Source organism: Streptomyces sp. NPDC043427, assembly GCF_056436655.1.
This window is the reverse complement of record NZ_JBWKCC010000042.1, coordinates 16935-31777: the sequence shown is the minus strand read 5'-3', so window position 1 is coordinate 31777 and position 14843 is coordinate 16935. Positions and strand designations below refer to the sequence as shown.

Here is a 14843-nt window from a genome sequence, read left to right as displayed (position 1 = left end):
ATGGATCTGGGACTGACGGGCGCGAAGGCGCTGGTGACGGGAGCGAGCCGGGGCATCGGCCGGGCGATCGCGGCCACGCTGGCCGCCGAGGGCTGCGCCCTCGCGCTGTGTGCCCGGGGTGAGGAGGGGCTCGCGAAGACCGCCGCCGAACTGCGCGGTGAGGGAGCGACGGTGTTCGCCGAGCCCGTCGACGTCACCGACCCGGCCGCACTCGCGGGCTTCGTGCAGGGGGCGGCCGGTGAACTCGGCGGCCTGGACCTGCTGGTGTCCAACGTCTCCGCGGGCAACGTGAAGGGCCCCGAGTCCTGGGAGGCCAGCCTGCGCGGCGACCTGATCCCGTTCGCGGGCCTGGTCGAGGCGGCCCTGCCGTATCTGGAGGCCTCCGAGCGGGCGGCCGTCGTGGCCATCGGAACGACCAACGCCTCCGACACCGCCCGGCCGGCGGGCGCGAATTCGTACTCCGCCGTGAAGGCCGCCGTCGTGCAGCACGCCTCCGCCCTCGCGCACGCGCTCGCCCCGATGGGCATCCGCGTCAACACCGTCTCGCCCGGGCCCATCGACTTCCCCGGCGGCGCGTGGGAGACCATCCGCACCAGCCGCCCCGAGGTCTACGAGGAGGTCCTCGCCAAGCTGCCGATCGGCCGCTACGGCACCGCCGAGGACGTCGCCGCGGCGGTGGCGTTCCTGCTCGGGCCCCGGACCGGTTCGTTCTGCGTCGGGGTCAACCTCGTGGTGGACGGCGGGCTGCTGACCCGCGTCCAGTACTGAGCCGTGGCGGGCCCGGCCGGCCGCCTGGACGCCGTTCTGGTCTGCGGCGGCAGGTGGCACGACGTCGACTTCGCGCGGCTGCGGCTGCTGGAGCTGCTCGCCGGGCATCCGCGCGTGCGCACCACGGTCCATCAGGACTACGACTGTCTTCGCGAGCTGGAGTCGGCCGACCTGCTCATCACCTACACCTGCGACGTCCGGCCCCGCCCGGCCCAGCGGGAGGCGCTGGTCCGCTTCGTCCGGCGCGGCGGGCGGTGGCTCGCGCTGCACGGCACCAACGCGGTGATCGAGCCGCCGGCCAAGGGCGGGCCACGGGTGTTCAGCACCCCACGGCTCCTCGGGGAGGTGGCGGAGGTGCTCGGCAGCCAGTTCCTGGCCCATCCGCCCATCGAGCCGTACGAGGTGCGGGTCACGCGGCCGGAACATCCACTGGTCGCCGGGGTCCAGGCGTTCACGGTCACCGATGAGCTGTACGTCTGTGAGCTGTACGGGGAGTTGGAGGTGCTGCTGCACGCGGAGTACACGGGGCCGTGCAGGGGCTTCGCCGAGGGCGATGTCGCGGAGCGCGATGCGGCGCCTCGACCTGTGCTGTATCTCAAACGGCACGGTGCCGGGGAGGTGTGTTACTTCACCCTGGGGCACTGCCGGGGGCGTCATGATGTGCAGGACCTTGGTGTGCAGGACACGGGGAGGGTCGATCGTGGGCCCTGGGAGACGCCGGAGTTCGTGACGGTGTTGCGGCGGTGCGTGGAGCGGGCGGTGGGAGTCTCGCCCCCGCCGCCCCTGCCCGTCCCGTCCCCAGGGGCTGCCGCCTCCGGACCCCCGCCTCGGCCGTGAACGGGCCTCGTCCTCACACTCCGGACAGGCTGGAAGTGGGCGGAGCTCCCAGGGACGGGACGGGTCACCCGTGCGGCAGTACCACCGCCCGGCCGGTGATCTCCCTCGCGTGGAGGCGGTCGTACGCCTCCGGAGCCTGCTCCAGGATGAACGTCTCGACGTGGGACGAGACGAGACCCTGCCGGGCGAGCTCGACGACGTCCATCAGTTCCGTGCGGCTGCCCCAGCGGGGAACGACGCGGACACCTCGAACGGAAGCCCCCCCGCCGAAGCCGACGGCCGGCGTGCCCCCGCCGAGGCCGACCATCGTCACGTCCCCTGCCGTGGCCACCGAGCCGGCGGCCACCGCGAGAGTCGCTGCGGCTCCCGTACACCGCGGCCGCGTCGCCCTCCGCGACACCGGTGACGCCGCTGCCCACGGCCGCGACGGTGCCGACGCCCTCGTGGCCGAGCGTCATCGGCAGCGCGTACGGAAACTGCTCCTCGGGTCGGCCCATGACCGCGAGGTCGGAGCGGCACCCCGCCGTCGTCACCTTCAAGAGGACCTGGACGGGCCCGGTTCGGGCACGGGCACCTCGACGACCTCGGGGGCGTGTCCCACCCGTCGGTACCGAACAGCTTTCATGCACGGACCTCCTCAGCGGTGGTGGGACTCGGTGCGCTCACCTTTCGGCGGCGCAGGACGGCCGGCAGCGCGATCCGGCCGCCCGTGAGGACCAGCGCGACGATGAGGACGGAGCCGGTGAACAGGCTCGCCGCCCACTGCGCGCTGGTGGCGAGACCGAGGCCGGTGACGCCGGTGCCGAGCAGCAGCACCGCGAGCACCGTCCCCCAGGCGTTGAAACGGCCCGCGCGCAGCTGCGTCGCCCCGACGAAGGCCGCCGCGTAGGCCGACAGCAGGTACGGTGTGCCGGCGGTCGGCGATCCGGACCCCACGGAGGACGAGAAGACGATCCCCGCGAAGCCGGAGAGCAGCGCGGAGGCCACCAGGGTCAGAAAGCGCAGCCGGTCGGTGCGCACTCCCTGCAGACGTGCGGCGTCGGCGTTGAAGCCGGTCGCGTACAACCGGCGCCCGGTCGCGGTGTGTTCGAGCAGGTACCAGATGGCCACCGCGGCGAGCAGCAGGTACAGCACCGGCAGCGTGATGCCGCCCGCGTCGAGCTGGGCGATGTCCGCGAACGGCTTGGCCAGCAGCTGCACGCCGGTGATCGAGCTGTCGTTGGTGACCATGGTGATCAGGGACTGGATCAGCGCACCGGTGGCCAGGGTGGCGATGAACGAATCGACCCGCAGCACCACGACCACGACTCCGTTGACCACCCCGATCAGCAGCGCGGCGGTCATCGCCAGGGCGATCGCGGCAGCGGGGCCGAGGCCCGCGGAGACAAGGAAACGAGCCGTCAGCACGCTGGTGAGCGACATGGTGTAGGCGACCGAGAGGTCGAAGACGCGCGCCGCCAGCGGAGGGACGACGCTGAGGGCCACCAGGCCCGCCACGGCGTTTCCGTTCAGCACCTGCCTGACCGTGATGGTGGTCGGGAACGTCTCCGGCGCCCAGACAGAGAAGATCACGACGATGACCAGCCACACGTAGGCGGCGCCGACGTTGCGGAACGACAGGGCGGCCGCCGTGCGTCGGCCCCGCGTGCTCAGCGCGGACGGGGCGCGTCCGTCCGGTGCGGCCGGCTGGAGCGCCGCGGCCCGGGTCGGGGTGGATGTCATGTCGCTGAAGTCCCTTCCATCGCATGGACGAGCGCGGATTCGGTGAGGTCCGGGCCGCTGATCTCCCGCACGATCCGGCCGTCCCGGACCACCAGGACGCGGGTGCACAGCGAGAGCAGGTCCTGTGTGTCGGACGAGGAGACGATGACGCCCATGCCCTCGTCGGCCTGGCGCCCGATCAGGTCGTACAGCTGGAGCCGGGTCGCGATGTCGACGCCCGCCGTGGGTTCGCACAGCGCCAGCACCGGCGGGCCCTGGGCCAGGCAGCGGGCCATGACGACCTTCTGCTGGTTGCCTCCGCTGAGTGTGGTGATGCGGGCCCCGCGCCCGGCCGTGCGCACCCCGACCCGCTCGATCCACTCCTGGGCGAGTGCGGACTCACGGCGTCGGCGCAGCCGTCCGGCGCGGGTACGGAACCGCTCCAGGAGGGGGAGGGTGAGGTTCTCGCCGACCGTGAAGTCACCGATCACCCCCTCACCCGCCCGGTCCGCCGGCACCAGCGGAAGGCCCAGCCCGCCGGCCTGGCGCACGTCGACCCACCGCCCGGAGCGCTCCGGCAGCCGCAACCTGCCCCGCACCGGCCCGGGGTGCGCCCCGCACATCAGGTACGGCACGATCTCGTGGCCCGAACCGACCAGGCCGGTGATGCCAAGTCGTTCCCCGCGGGCGAGATCGAAGCCGACCCCGCGCAGAGGGCCCGCCCACAGGTCACGCACCTCCAGGACGGCACCGTCGGAGCCCGACCCGGGTGCCTGCGGCCGGTGGTCGCTCTCCACCTCCTCACCCGCCATCAACTCCGCCAGCGAACGCGGCGTGAGGTCGGCGACCGGCCGCGTGGCGATCCTGCGCCCCCCACGCAGCACCGTCACCCGGTCCGCGAGCGCGAAGATCTCGTCCATGCGGTGCGAGACGTACAGAACTCCCGCCCCGGCGTCACGCACCTCCCGCACGATGTCGAAGAGGCGGGACACCTCGCCGGGCGGCAGCACGGCGGTGGGTTCGTCGAGGACCAGGACCCCGCGGCGGCCCTCCCAGCCCTGCAGCGCCGCGGCGATGGCCACCACCGCACGCTGGACGGGTGAGGCCTGCGACAGCGGTCGGCGCACATCGATGCCGAGGCCGAACCGCTCCACCAGGGCGGTGGTCCGCCGCTCCATCTCCGGCCAGCGGATGTTGCCGAAGGCGGTACGGGCGAAGCCGTGGCTGAGCGCCAGGTTGTCCGTGGCACTCAACTCGCCCACCAGTCCCAGCTCCTGGTGGACGAACCGGAGCCGGTCGTGCCGGGACGCTGCGACCTGGCCCAGGTCGAACGGCTCCCCGTCCAGTTCGGCGACCGCCCCGGGCTCGGCGTGGTGGTACCCCGCGAGGATCTTGATGAGGGTGGATTTGCCGGAACCGTTGGGCCCGATCAACGCGTGGATCTCGCCGGGGGCGACCTCCAGGTCGACGTCCTGCAGCGCCTGGGTTCCGCCGAACCTCTTCGACAACCCGGCGATCCGCAGCACCGGCCGTATCAACTCAAACCCCACAGCGCCTCGAACTGCGCCTCGTAGGCCTCGACGAGCGGGAAGTCACCGTCGGCGGAGGGCAGGTTGTCCTTGGTCACCAGCACGTTGGGCAGCACCGCCTTCTGGTCCACCTCCATCGACTGACCGGTGAAGTGGCGGGCCAGCGCGTCGACCTGGAGCCAGGCCAGCTCATGGGAGTTCAGTGCCATCGCCCCGTCGGTGAGGCCGCCCTGGATGTACTGGTAGTTCTGCGCGTCGCCGACGTTGACGACGATGTGCTTGCCGGTGATGCCGGCGGTCTTCAGCGCGGCCGGGACGCCCACGTTGAGCAGGCCCAGGGAGAAGACGACGTGAGTCACCTTCGGGTGCGATCTGAGGTACGACACCACCCGGTCCGGCATGTCCTTGCCGACCGCGGTGATCGGCACGTCGACGCCGTCCAGCTCACACGTCGGGCACCACTGCGCGTACTTGGCCGCGAAGGAATCCTTGACCGGCTTGAGGATCGTGTAGGCCGGCAGGTCGAAGTAGACCGTGTCGGCCTTGGCGTTGCTGTGCGACACCACCCACGAGGCGAGCATCTCGCCCTGGACGCCGACGTCCTTGGGGCCGTTCTTCAACAGGGAGATGCCGTCCCCCACCACGTCGTCGGCGTTCGACTGCAGGACGGGGACGCCGGCCGCCTTCAGCTGCGCCAGCTGCTTGGCGTACACGGCGCGGGGGAAGCCGGAGCCGATCACGGCGTCCGGCTTGTCGCGCACGGCCTGTTCGTAGGCGGCCTGGACGGACTCCGGCGTGCCCTGCGTGGCGATCAACTTGACCTTCCAGCCGAGTTCCTTCGCGCCGGCGGTGAAGAAGTCGGCGAGGTCCTTGCAGGACTGGACGCCGCAGAGAATGAAGTCGATCTTCTTGCCCTTCGGGATGTCCGTGCCCACCGGCTCGGTGACGGGGATGCCGGTCGGGCGCTCCGCGTACTTCAGCGCGGCGGCACGTGCCGCCGCCAGGCCGGAGGAGTCGTTCGCCGCCGCCGGCGAGGCGTCGGCGGCCTGCGGTGTGTCGTTGCCGCACGCCGCGAGCGCGAGCAGGGCGGAGACGGAGGCGATAGCGGTGACGGCGCGGCGAACCGCGCGACCGGGTGTGGAACTCATCGTCGAGTACTCCCGTGCGTTCAGACGGATCCTGTGCCGCCCGGGTGGGGACGGCACACAGGGGAATCGAGAGGGATGCATCCAACGCCGTCGTGGGGTACGGCACCCAGAAACTTATGAGGCACTACAGCCTCAAGTGCGTCGGAGTGTGACACGCTCCCGCAGGCTTGGGGAGGGGGCGGTGCCAGAAAATTCAAGGCCGTGGGCGTGGAATACCGGCTTCCTCAGGTGATGCGGACCCGACTGCGGTCGCGAGTGTTGCTACCGTGCGCCGCTGGTAACTACACTCACTCTAAAGTTTCTGCCGGAGGAGCGAACATGGACGAAACGTCGGAGGCGGGCGCGGCACGGTGCCCCGGGCCCAGCGTCCAGGACTACCTCGACCGGGACAGCCGCCCCGTTCCCCCCTCCCTGAGGTACGAGCGGAACGACCACCTCGGCAGCGAGGACATCGACATCACCCGTTTCACCTCCCGCGCCTGGGCCGAACGCGAGATGCGACAGATGTGGCGCCGTGTGTGGCAGTTCGCCTGCCTGGAGAGCGAGATCCCCGCGGTCGGCGACCACGAGATCTACGAGATCGGTGAGGACTCCCTCATCGTCGTGCGCACGGCCCCCGACCAGATCCGCGCCTTCGTCAACGTGTGCCTGCACCGCGGCCGCAAACTGCGCACCAGCGGCGGCAACGTCGGCGAGTTCCGCTGCCCGTTCCACGGCTTCGCCTGGAACCTCGACGGCACCATGCAGACTCCGCCGTGCGCCTGGGACTTCCCGCACGTCACCCCGGAGAAGTTCTCCCTCCCCGAGGCTCAGGTCGCCACCTGGCGCGGTTTCGTCTTCGTCAACATGGACCCGTACGCGGAGTCCTTCGACAGCTACCGCGGCACCTTCGACGACTACTACATCTGGCCACTGCAGGAGCGCTACAAGTCGCTGCACATCGCCAAGGTGCTGCCCTGCAACTGGAAGATCGCGCAGGACGCGTTCATCGAGTCCTTCCACGTCATCGCCACCCACCCGCAGATGCTGCCGTGGCTCGCCGACGCCAACTCCCAGTACGACGTCATGGCCGACCAGCCGAACTGGAACCGGATGATCAACATCCAGGGCGCGCCCAGCCCGCACGTCGCCGACTGGGTGACGGAGGAGGACGTCCTGGAGACGTTCTACGACTCGCGGTCCTTCTATGCGGCGGCCCAGGGCCGTGACCTGGTGAGGGGGGACGGGGACGAGCTGCCCGCCATCCCGCCCGGCGGCACCGCCCGCCAGGTCCTCGCCCAGCGGATGCGCGAGCAACTGGCGGCCACCTCGCACCAGGACTTCTCGCAGACCCCCGACACCGAACTGCTGGACGCCATCAACTACCTGCTGTTCCCCAACTTCAACCCCTGGGGCGGCGCCAAGTCCAACATCGTCTACCGGTTCCGGCCCCACGGCCTCGACCCCGACTCCTGCACCGCCGAGATCATCTTCATGTCGGCGCCGAAGAAGCCCGGAGAGATGCCGCCCCCGGCGAAGATCCGCTGGGTCCCGGAGGACATGCTCTTCGCGGACATCCCCGAACTCGGCGTCCTCGGGCCCGTCTTCGACCAGGACTGCGAGAACCTGCCCTATGTCCAGCAGGGACTGAAGGCGATGCGCAAGCCGGGCATCACCCTGGCCAACTACCAGGAGAGCCGCATCCGCCACTTCAACCACACGCTCGACGCGTGGATGAACAAGTGACTCACCGCGTGGCGGTCAGACCCTCCGGTGTCGAGATCGAGGTGCGCGACGGCGAGGACCTGCTCAGCGCCGCCCAGCGGCTCGGCTACCGCTGGCCCACCGTCTGCGGCGGCAAGGGCACCTGCCGTACCTGCTTCGTCCAGGTCGAGGAGGGCTCCGAGAACTGTTCCCCCGTGGGCCCGCTGGAGCGCGAGGGCATCGAGGCCCTGCGCAGGCCGGTGGACGGCCTGACCCGGCTCGCCTGCCGGCTCCGGGTCGAGGGCCCGGTGACCGTGACCAAGCGCGGTGTGCGCCGCCGAGTGCAGGAGTGAGTGCCCCATGTCCAAGCAAGTGATCCACCCCCTGACCGGGCACGTGTACCGGCTCACCGAGGACGGCCTGGTCGAGGTGACCGACCCCAGGACCGGGGTGCAGGGGATCTTCGACTTCCAGGCCCGCTGGCAGTCGGGCGAACTGCGCCACGCCGACCTCCAGATGGCCGGCTGGGTGGGCCGCCTCGCCCGGCGCCGCGCCGCCCGGCAGCCGGAGGAGTGACCCGGTGACGGTCCGTACCACCCGGGTGGTCTGTCTGGTGCGCCGGCCCGACGGGGAACCCGTCCCCGGTGACTTCGCCGTCGAGGAGCGCCCCTTGCCGCCCCTCACCGAGGGGCGACTGCTCGTCCGCAACCTCTACATGAGCGTCGACCCGTCCATGCGCGGCCGACTGGAGAGCACCGAGAAGCACTACACCCACAACTTCACCCCGGGCTCTCCCCTCGACGGCCGCGCCCTCGGCGTCGTGACGGAGAGCCGCTGTGCCACCGTGGCGCCGGGAACGTACGTACGCCATCAGCTCGGCTGGCGGGACTGGGCCGTGCTCGACGCGGCGGACACCGACGGCGCGGGGCGCATCGACCCCGAAGTCGCCCCGCTGCCCACCTGGTTGGGGCTGCTCGGCCAGACAGGGTTCACCGCCTACGTCGGCCTCACCCGGATCGCCGAGCTGCGCACCGGCGACACGGTCCTCGTGTCGGCGGCGGCCGGTGCCGTGGGAACCGCCGCGGGCCAGTTCGCCCGCATGCTCGGCGCCGGGCGCGTCGTCGGAACCGCCGGCGGGCCGGACAAGTGCGCCCTGCTGGTGAAGGAGTTCGGCTACCACGCCGCCGCCGACTACCGCGCCGAGCCGGTGCGCGAGGCGCTGGCCCGGCTGGCGCCCGAGGGCGTCGACGTGTACTTCGACAACGTCGGCGGGGAACAACTGGCCGCCGCCCTGCACGCGATGCGGACCGGCGGCCGGGTCGCCCTGTGCGGCATGATGTCCCAGTTCGGCGGGGAGCGGCGGTCCGCCGACATCAACCAGCTGATCCAGGCGGTCCTCAAGCGACTGTCCCTGCGGGGCTTCATCGTCCGCGACCACGACGACCTGAGGCCGGAGTTCGAGCAGCGGGTCGCGCTCTGGCTGCGGGAAGGCCGGATCACCGCACGCGAGACGGTCGTGGACGGCCTGGACAACGCCGCCGGGGCGCTGCTGTCCCTGCTGGGCGGCGGAAACGTCGGCAAGATGCTGGTCCGCCTGGGCGACCCCGACTGAGCCGGACCGCGCGCCGTCAGCGCATGGCGCGGGACGCGGCGACCGTGTGGGCCTCCAGCGAGACCCCGACGCGCGTCAGGCCGGCCGCGGCCGCCCGGAAGTCCTTGATGTGCGGGGTGGCGAAGTGCTCGTCGAGGGCCTGCCGGGAGGCCCAGCGCTCGTACACGCGGATCCGTCGCTCGTCGCCGGGATCCGCGGTCATCGCGTAGTCCAGGCAGCCCGGCTCCTGCGCGCGCGTACGGTGGCCCAGTTCGACGAGGTGCCCCAGCATCGTGTCGCGGTCGCCGGGCTCGTAGTCCATCCAGCCGGCGACGATGACCTGCTCTGCCATGGTGGTCCTTTCGTGGTCATGCCCGCGGGCCCGTCGCGTTGCAGGGGCGTGCGACGGGCCCGCGGTGTTTCAGATGGCGACTGCCGCCGGGACCCCGTCCACGGTGACGGTGCCCTTGTCACCGTCGACCGTGATGAGCATCCCGTCCCGCAGCAGTTGCGTACCGCCCTCGACGGAGATGACGGCGGGGATGCCGAGCTCCCGGCAGACGACGACGGCGTGGCTGTTGAGGGCGCCCACGTCCACCACGGCCGCTCCGGCGACCAGGAAGAGCGGGGTCCAGGCCGCGTCCGTGATGGGCGCGACCAGCACCTCGCCCGGCTCCAGCGCCTCGCACGAGGCCGGGTCGGTGACCACCCGCACCCTGCCGGTGTAGGTGCCGTGGCTGCCGCCGACACCGCCGAGCACATCGCCCTCGACGGCCGCCTCGGTCCGCTCCTGCGCGCGGCGCGGCCAGCTGTCGATCTCGGTGCGCGCGTCGTCCGCGACGAAGAACGGCGGTTCCAGCTCGTGCAGAGCGGCGTACTCGTCGAGTCGCTGGGCGATGACGGCGGCGAAGGACTCCGCGTCGGCGACGTAGTCGTCGAGTTCGGTGTCCAGCAGCATCATCACGTCCTCGGGCCGGCCGAAGAGCCCTGCCTCGACCCCGCGGCGGCCGAGCTCCCGTAGCGCCATCCGGATCTCGTTGACCACGGTCACACAGTTCGCCTTGGTGCGCTCACGGGCCGGGATCCACACCCGGGAGGCGTGCAGCCCGGCGTCGAACATCGGGCGCGTCTCCTCGGGCAGCGCGTCCCGGATCTCCTGGGCCGTCCGCTCGCGCCGCTCCGTCAGCCGCTGTCGGCGGGCGGCCGGGGAGCCGTCGTCGGAGCTGTGCCGGATGCGGTCGACCAGGGCCAGTGCCTGAACCGGCACCGCCTCCCAGGACCGGGCGTGGATGTCCCACTCGTTGGGGCCGCGGTCGCCGGACTCCGCCAGGAACTCCTCGAAGGAGTCCAGGAAGGCCTTCACGTCTCCGGTCGCCCCGTCCAGCGCCCGCTCCACGGCGGCCGGCCCCTGGTCGAACAGCGCGGTCAGCTCGGCCGATTCGGCGACCTGCCGGGACAGGGCCCACAGCCCGGTCGAGGGGGAGGCCGAGTCGACGTCGCCCAGACCGCCGATGAGGTCGAGCATGGCGTCGGGACGGTCCACGCTCGCGCACAGCGGACCGAGGATCGCCGGTCCGACGGACGCGGGCAGCGACGACTCCACATGCCGCTGGAAGGTGGTCTCCACGTCGTCCAGCAACGAGCGGGCGTGCGCCACCAGTTCGGCGTCGGAGAGCGCAGTGAGGTCCGGCCGTGCGCGGCGCAGCGCGCGCAGCCGCTCCCGGTCGGCGTCGGCCTCCGGGAACGTGCTCTGGCCGAGCATCCGCTGGAGCGTCGCGCCCGCCTTGGCCGTCAGTTCCTCGTCCTGGTCGTCCGGGTGTGCCACGTACACCGGGGTGTCGGAGCGCCGGCCGACGAAGGCCGCGTCGATCTGGTCGGCCGTCTGGCCCATGCGGATGCCGAACAGGCGCATGTGGGACAGGTTGAGGTAGAAGTGGCCGCCGAACATTCCGACGAACGGCGGTCTCGGACCGGCCACCTCCTCCTCGCGGTAGATGCCGAACCCGACGAACCCCTTGCGCCAGCCGTGCAGGCCGCGCCCCCAGACCAGCGTCCAGCCCAACGGGCTGGCGGGGTCCGGCAGGGTCTCGCCCGCGTTGGCCCGGGTGTAGTGCGGCAGCCGCTCGCTGCGCTGCCAGTCCGTGATCCAGCTCTTCATCGCCGAAGCTCTCCCGCCGTCCGTCCCGGTGTTTCCGGGGCCTACCACTGCGCCGTTCCGCCGTCGACGCTGATGAGCGTGCCCGTGATGCCCGCGCCGGCGTCGCTCGCCAGCAGCGAGGCGACGGCCGCGACCTGTTCCACGGTGGTGATCTTCTTGGTGGCGGCGTGCTCGGCGAAGCGGCCCAGCCACTCCTCGTACGAGATGCCCTCGGCCTCCGCCGCGGCGGGGCCGGCGGCCCGCATCAGGTCGGTGTCGACGGCGCCGGGGCAGATGGCGTTGCAGGTGATGCCCTGGGTGCCGTACTCGAACGCGGTCGCCTTGGTCAGGCCGTGGATGGCGTGCTTGTTGGTGATGTAGTGGCTGATGGCGGGCTTGTTGGCCTGCTTGCCCTCGACCGACGAGATGTTGATGACGCGGCCCCAGCCGCCCGCCAGCATCTTCGGCAGCGCGCGGCGCGTGCCGTAGAAGTAGGCGTTGAGGTTCAGCTTGAGCGCGTCGTGCCAGGCGTCGTCGCTGAGCTCGTGGATCGGGGCGAAGCCCGAGGTGCCGCCGACGTTGTTGACCCAGATGTCGAGCCGGCCGAAGCGCTCCGCGGCGAAGTCCGCCAGGGCCTCGATGTCCTCCTGGCTGTTGGCGTCGCACGCCTGGAAGACGGCCCGGTCCCCGGCGTCCATCTCCGCCAGGGCCTGCTTGCCCTTGAGCTCGGAACGGCCGCTGACGACGACCGTGGCGCCGTCGGCCAGGAATGCTTCGGCGATGGCGCGGCCGATGCTGCGCGTGCTGCCCGTGATCACCGCGACACGTCCGTCGAGGCTGCCCGTAGCCACCATGCTGGTCTCCCGCGAGTGTTGTTGGTCTGTCACCTGGTGGCTCTGGCGCGTCCGGCGCTGTCGGCTCCCTTGTCCAGGTGCTGGTGGATGGTGCGGTGGAAGTGCTGGAGTCCGGGCTCGTTGCGTCCGAAGACGAAGTCGGTCCCGTTCAGGGCCACGAGGCCCTGCTGGACTCCGTAGGTGGTCGCGTAGTCCTCGTCGCGGACCACCTCGTGGAACCACTCGCCGAACCGGTCGGCGGCCTGCCGCTCCTCCTCGGTGACCGCCGGTTCCCGCAGCAGGATGATCTGCTGGGTCACCGACTCGGTGGCCGTCCGGGGGAGCACCAGGGACACGGCGATCTTCTGACGCCAGCCGCCGGCGATCGCGAGGCCGGGGAAGAGCCAGTAGATCGGGCCCACGCAGTCCCCGGGATCACGCTGGTCCGGGGGCAGGTCGACCGCCTGCGCGATGGGGCGCAGGGCCGGTGCGATGCGCTGGTGGGGGCCCCAGGTGTCGTGGGCCATCATGTTGGACAGGTTCGTCTCGAACACCGTCTTCGGGTGCAGCGAGGCGAAGTGGTACGTCTCCAGGTATCCGTCGAGCGTGACCTTCCAGTTGGGGCTGGTCAGCTCGCTGGTGGCGTAGTGGTGGCACTCCGCGAGCCGCAGCCCCTCCAGGAGCGGCTGCAGATCCCCGAGCCAGTCGTCCAGGTCGGGCTCGGCCGCCGGGTCGAGTGACACGAAGACGATCCCCGCGCGTTCACCGGCCGGAAGCCGGATCAGGCCGCGGCCCTCCCGCGGCACCTCGCCGAAGGTCTTCTCCGCGTACACGCCCCGCAGCTCCCCGGCCAGGTCGTACGACCAGGAGTGGTACGGGCACGTGAGCCGCTTCGACACCCCGCAGCCGGGTTCGAGGAGCTTGGCCCCGCGGTGCCGGCAGGCGTTGATCATCGCGTGCACGGCGCCCTGCCGGTCCCGCGTGATCAGGACCGGGACGCCGAGCACGTCGATGGCCTTGTAGGTGTTCGGCCCGGGAAGTTCGCAGGACATGGCGAGCGGCAGCGGGACGCTCCGGTGGACGGCGCTCATCTCCCGTTGCCAGCGGTCGCCGTCGAGATAGTGCGCGACGGGTTCCCTCCACTGGCCGTCCGCCTCGTGCGTGGTGGTGCCGAGGTAGTGCGCCACCACGCGTTCGACGAGTTCGGCGGCCTCCCGCCGCATGGCGACGGACGCGGCGTCGGTGGAGCGGTCCTGGCTGATCCACGAGGAGTAATCGGGGGTCGAAGGCGCCAAGGGGACCGAACGGGACTGGACCACGGTGTCCTCACAATCCTCCCAGCCGCGAGCCGGTGAAGGGCTTCGGAACGCGACGACTGGGCTGTGACCGAAACGACAACAGCACTTAGTGTGCTCTGTCAATAGAAAGTGGAGAAGTGGCCGCTCGGTGTTCCCTTGCTGGTGCGCGACCTCGGGGGTTGCGTCGTTTTCGCCTGACGAGCCGGTTCGGAGGCGTAGTAATTAGAGACGCTCTTCAGTAAGGTGCCCTCTGCTGGTTACTGTAGACCGGCACTAGAAAGTCCGATCGCGTGGCAACTGCCCTCGGGCGAAGGGGCGGACGATGGCTCAACGAGCGTCAACGGCGTCGCAGGAATCCGCGCAGGTCATCAAGGACCTGCACGAGCGCATGGTGCGGATCCGGCTGTTCGAGACCGAGGCGGGCAAGCTGATGGAGGCCGGCAAACTGCCCGGCTTCCTGCACCTCTATGTCGGCCAGGAAGCCGTCGCCGCCGGCGTGATGGCGGCCCTGCGCGACGACGACCAGATCACCTCGACGCATCGCGGTCACGGGCACGCCGTGGCCAAGGGCGTCGGCTTCCGCGAGATGTACGCGGAGCTGTACGGCCGGGTCACCGGCGCCTGCCTCGGCCGCGGCGGCAGCATGCACATCAACGACGTCACCCTCGGCATGCTCGGCGCCAACGGCATCGTCGGCGCGGGCATCCCGATCGCCGTCGGCGCCGCCTTCGCCGCCCGGTACAAGGGCGAGGACAGCGTCGCCGTGACCTTCTTCGGCGACGGCGCCACCAACATCGGCTCCTTCCACGAGGCCGCCAACATGGCCGCCGTACTCGGCCTGCCCGTGGTCTTCGTCTGCGAGAACAACGGCTACGCCGAGTTCACGCCCCAGTCCGGGCACATGCTCCTCACCGACGTCGCCGACCGGGCGGCCGCCTACGGCATGCCCAGCGTGATCGTCGACGGCATGGACGCGGTCGCCGTCCACCGCGCCGCCGCCGAGGCCGTCGCACGCGCCCGGGCCGGCGAGGGCCCCAGGTTCATCGAGGCCAAGACCTACCGCTACTACGACCACCAGGGCGTCAAGGGACTGCGTCACCCCTACCGCTCCGACGAGGAGGTCGCCGAGTGGAAGGCCCGCGACCCCATCGACCTCATCGAGGCCCACGCCCTCGCCGACGGCACCGTGACCCGCGCCGAGCTGGACGAGGTGTGGCAGCGCACCCGTGACGAGATCGCCGACGCCGTCGCCCACGCCGAGGCGAGCCCACTGCCCGACCCCGCCGACCTGCTGCTCAACGTCTACTCGGGATGACCG

The 14843-nt window shown here is 71.1% G+C and carries 15 protein-coding genes and 1 pseudogene; 7 read left to right on the top strand and 9 right to left on the bottom strand.

Features of this window, described 5'->3' with window-relative positions; translation table 11 throughout:
• Positions 1-768, top strand: coding sequence for an SDR family NAD(P)-dependent oxidoreductase (locus tag AC067M_RS41910; RefSeq protein WP_478702253.1), 768 nt, complete (start codon positions 1-3; stop codon positions 766-768).
• A 3-nt stretch (positions 769-771) separates the two neighbouring features.
• Entirely contained in the window at positions 772-1605 is an 834-nt protein-coding gene (locus AC067M_RS41905) for a ThuA domain-containing protein (protein WP_478702252.1), read from the top strand.
• 64 nt (positions 1606-1669) lie between these two features.
• On the opposite strand, the gene AC067M_RS41900 is transcribed toward AC067M_RS41905, so the two are convergent.
• From AC067M_RS41900 to AC067M_RS41880, 5 genes and pseudogenes are all read right to left on the bottom strand, one after another.
• The gene (locus tag AC067M_RS41900; RefSeq protein WP_478702285.1) at positions 1670-1951 is read right to left on the bottom strand and encodes a hypothetical protein; all 282 of its coding nucleotides are present in this window, start codon (positions 1949-1951) and stop codon (positions 1670-1672) included.
• A 19-nt stretch (positions 1952-1970) separates the two neighbouring features.
• Positions 1971-2230, bottom strand: a pseudogene (locus AC067M_RS41895) (alcohol dehydrogenase catalytic domain-containing protein); the annotation flags it as partial.
• Positions 2227-3327, bottom strand: coding sequence for an ABC transporter permease (locus tag AC067M_RS41890; RefSeq protein ID WP_478702251.1), 1101 nt, complete (start codon positions 3325-3327; stop codon positions 2227-2229). The pseudogene AC067M_RS41895 and the gene AC067M_RS41890, both read right to left, overlap by 4 nt.
• Positions 3324-4856, bottom strand: coding sequence for a sugar ABC transporter ATP-binding protein (locus AC067M_RS41885; protein WP_478702250.1), 1533 nt, complete (start codon positions 4854-4856; stop codon positions 3324-3326). The genes AC067M_RS41890 and AC067M_RS41885 overlap by 4 nt, the downstream gene beginning before the upstream one ends.
• A complete protein-coding gene (locus AC067M_RS41880; protein WP_478702249.1) occupies positions 4841-5983 on the bottom strand; it encodes a sugar ABC transporter substrate-binding protein in 1143 nt (380 codons plus the stop codon). The genes AC067M_RS41885 and AC067M_RS41880 overlap by 16 nt, the downstream gene beginning before the upstream one ends.
• 318 nt (positions 5984-6301) lie before the next feature.
• On the opposite strand from AC067M_RS41880, the gene AC067M_RS41875 reads away from it, so the two are divergent.
• From AC067M_RS41875 to AC067M_RS41860, 4 genes are read left to right on the top strand one after another with little or no spacing between them, the layout of a single operon-like run.
• Complete coding sequence (locus AC067M_RS41875) at positions 6302-7708, top strand: aromatic ring-hydroxylating oxygenase subunit alpha (RefSeq protein ID WP_478702248.1); 1407 nt, start codon at positions 6302-6304, stop codon at positions 7706-7708.
• A gap of 8 nt (positions 7709-7716) precedes the next feature.
• Positions 7717-8019, top strand: a complete 303-nt coding sequence (locus AC067M_RS41870) for a 2Fe-2S iron-sulfur cluster-binding protein (protein WP_478702247.1) — start codon at positions 7717-7719, stop codon at positions 8017-8019.
• Between the two features lie 7 nt (positions 8020-8026).
• Positions 8027-8242, top strand: coding sequence for a transposase (locus AC067M_RS41865; RefSeq protein ID WP_478702246.1), 216 nt, complete (start codon positions 8027-8029; stop codon positions 8240-8242).
• Positions 8243-8246: 4 nt separating this feature from the next.
• The gene (locus AC067M_RS41860) at positions 8247-9278 is read left to right on the top strand and encodes an NADP-dependent oxidoreductase (RefSeq protein ID WP_478702245.1); all 1032 of its coding nucleotides are present in this window, start codon (positions 8247-8249) and stop codon (positions 9276-9278) included.
• A gap of 16 nt (positions 9279-9294) precedes the next feature.
• Here the strand turns inward: AC067M_RS41860 and AC067M_RS41855 are convergent, their stop codons facing one another.
• The 4 genes from AC067M_RS41855 to AC067M_RS41840 all read right to left on the bottom strand — a co-directional run bounded on the left by AC067M_RS41855 (position 9295) and on the right by AC067M_RS41840 (position 13522).
• Positions 9295-9609 carry a putative quinol monooxygenase gene (locus AC067M_RS41855; protein ID WP_478702244.1) on the bottom strand — a complete coding sequence of 105 codons (315 nt, stop codon included), beginning with the start codon at positions 9607-9609 and terminating at the stop codon, positions 9295-9297.
• 69 nt (positions 9610-9678) lie between these two features.
• Positions 9679-11415: a PEP-utilizing enzyme gene (locus tag AC067M_RS41850; protein WP_478702243.1), complete on the bottom strand. Its 1737-nt coding sequence runs from the start codon at positions 11413-11415 to the stop codon at positions 9679-9681.
• A gap of 41 nt (positions 11416-11456) precedes the next feature.
• Complete coding sequence (locus tag AC067M_RS41845) at positions 11457-12248, bottom strand: SDR family NAD(P)-dependent oxidoreductase (RefSeq protein ID WP_478702242.1); 792 nt, start codon at positions 12246-12248, stop codon at positions 11457-11459.
• A 29-nt stretch (positions 12249-12277) separates the two neighbouring features.
• Positions 12278-13522 (bottom strand): aromatic ring-hydroxylating oxygenase subunit alpha, encoded by a 1245-nt coding sequence (locus AC067M_RS41840; protein WP_478702241.1) that lies wholly within the window; start codon positions 13520-13522, stop codon positions 12278-12280.
• Positions 13523-13847: 325 nt separating this feature from the next.
• Between AC067M_RS41840 and AC067M_RS41835 the strand changes: the two genes are divergently transcribed.
• Positions 13848-14840 (top strand): thiamine pyrophosphate-dependent dehydrogenase E1 component subunit alpha, encoded by a 993-nt coding sequence (locus AC067M_RS41835; protein WP_478702240.1) that lies wholly within the window; start codon positions 13848-13850, stop codon positions 14838-14840.
• The last annotated feature ends 3 nt before the right edge of the window (positions 14841-14843 follow it).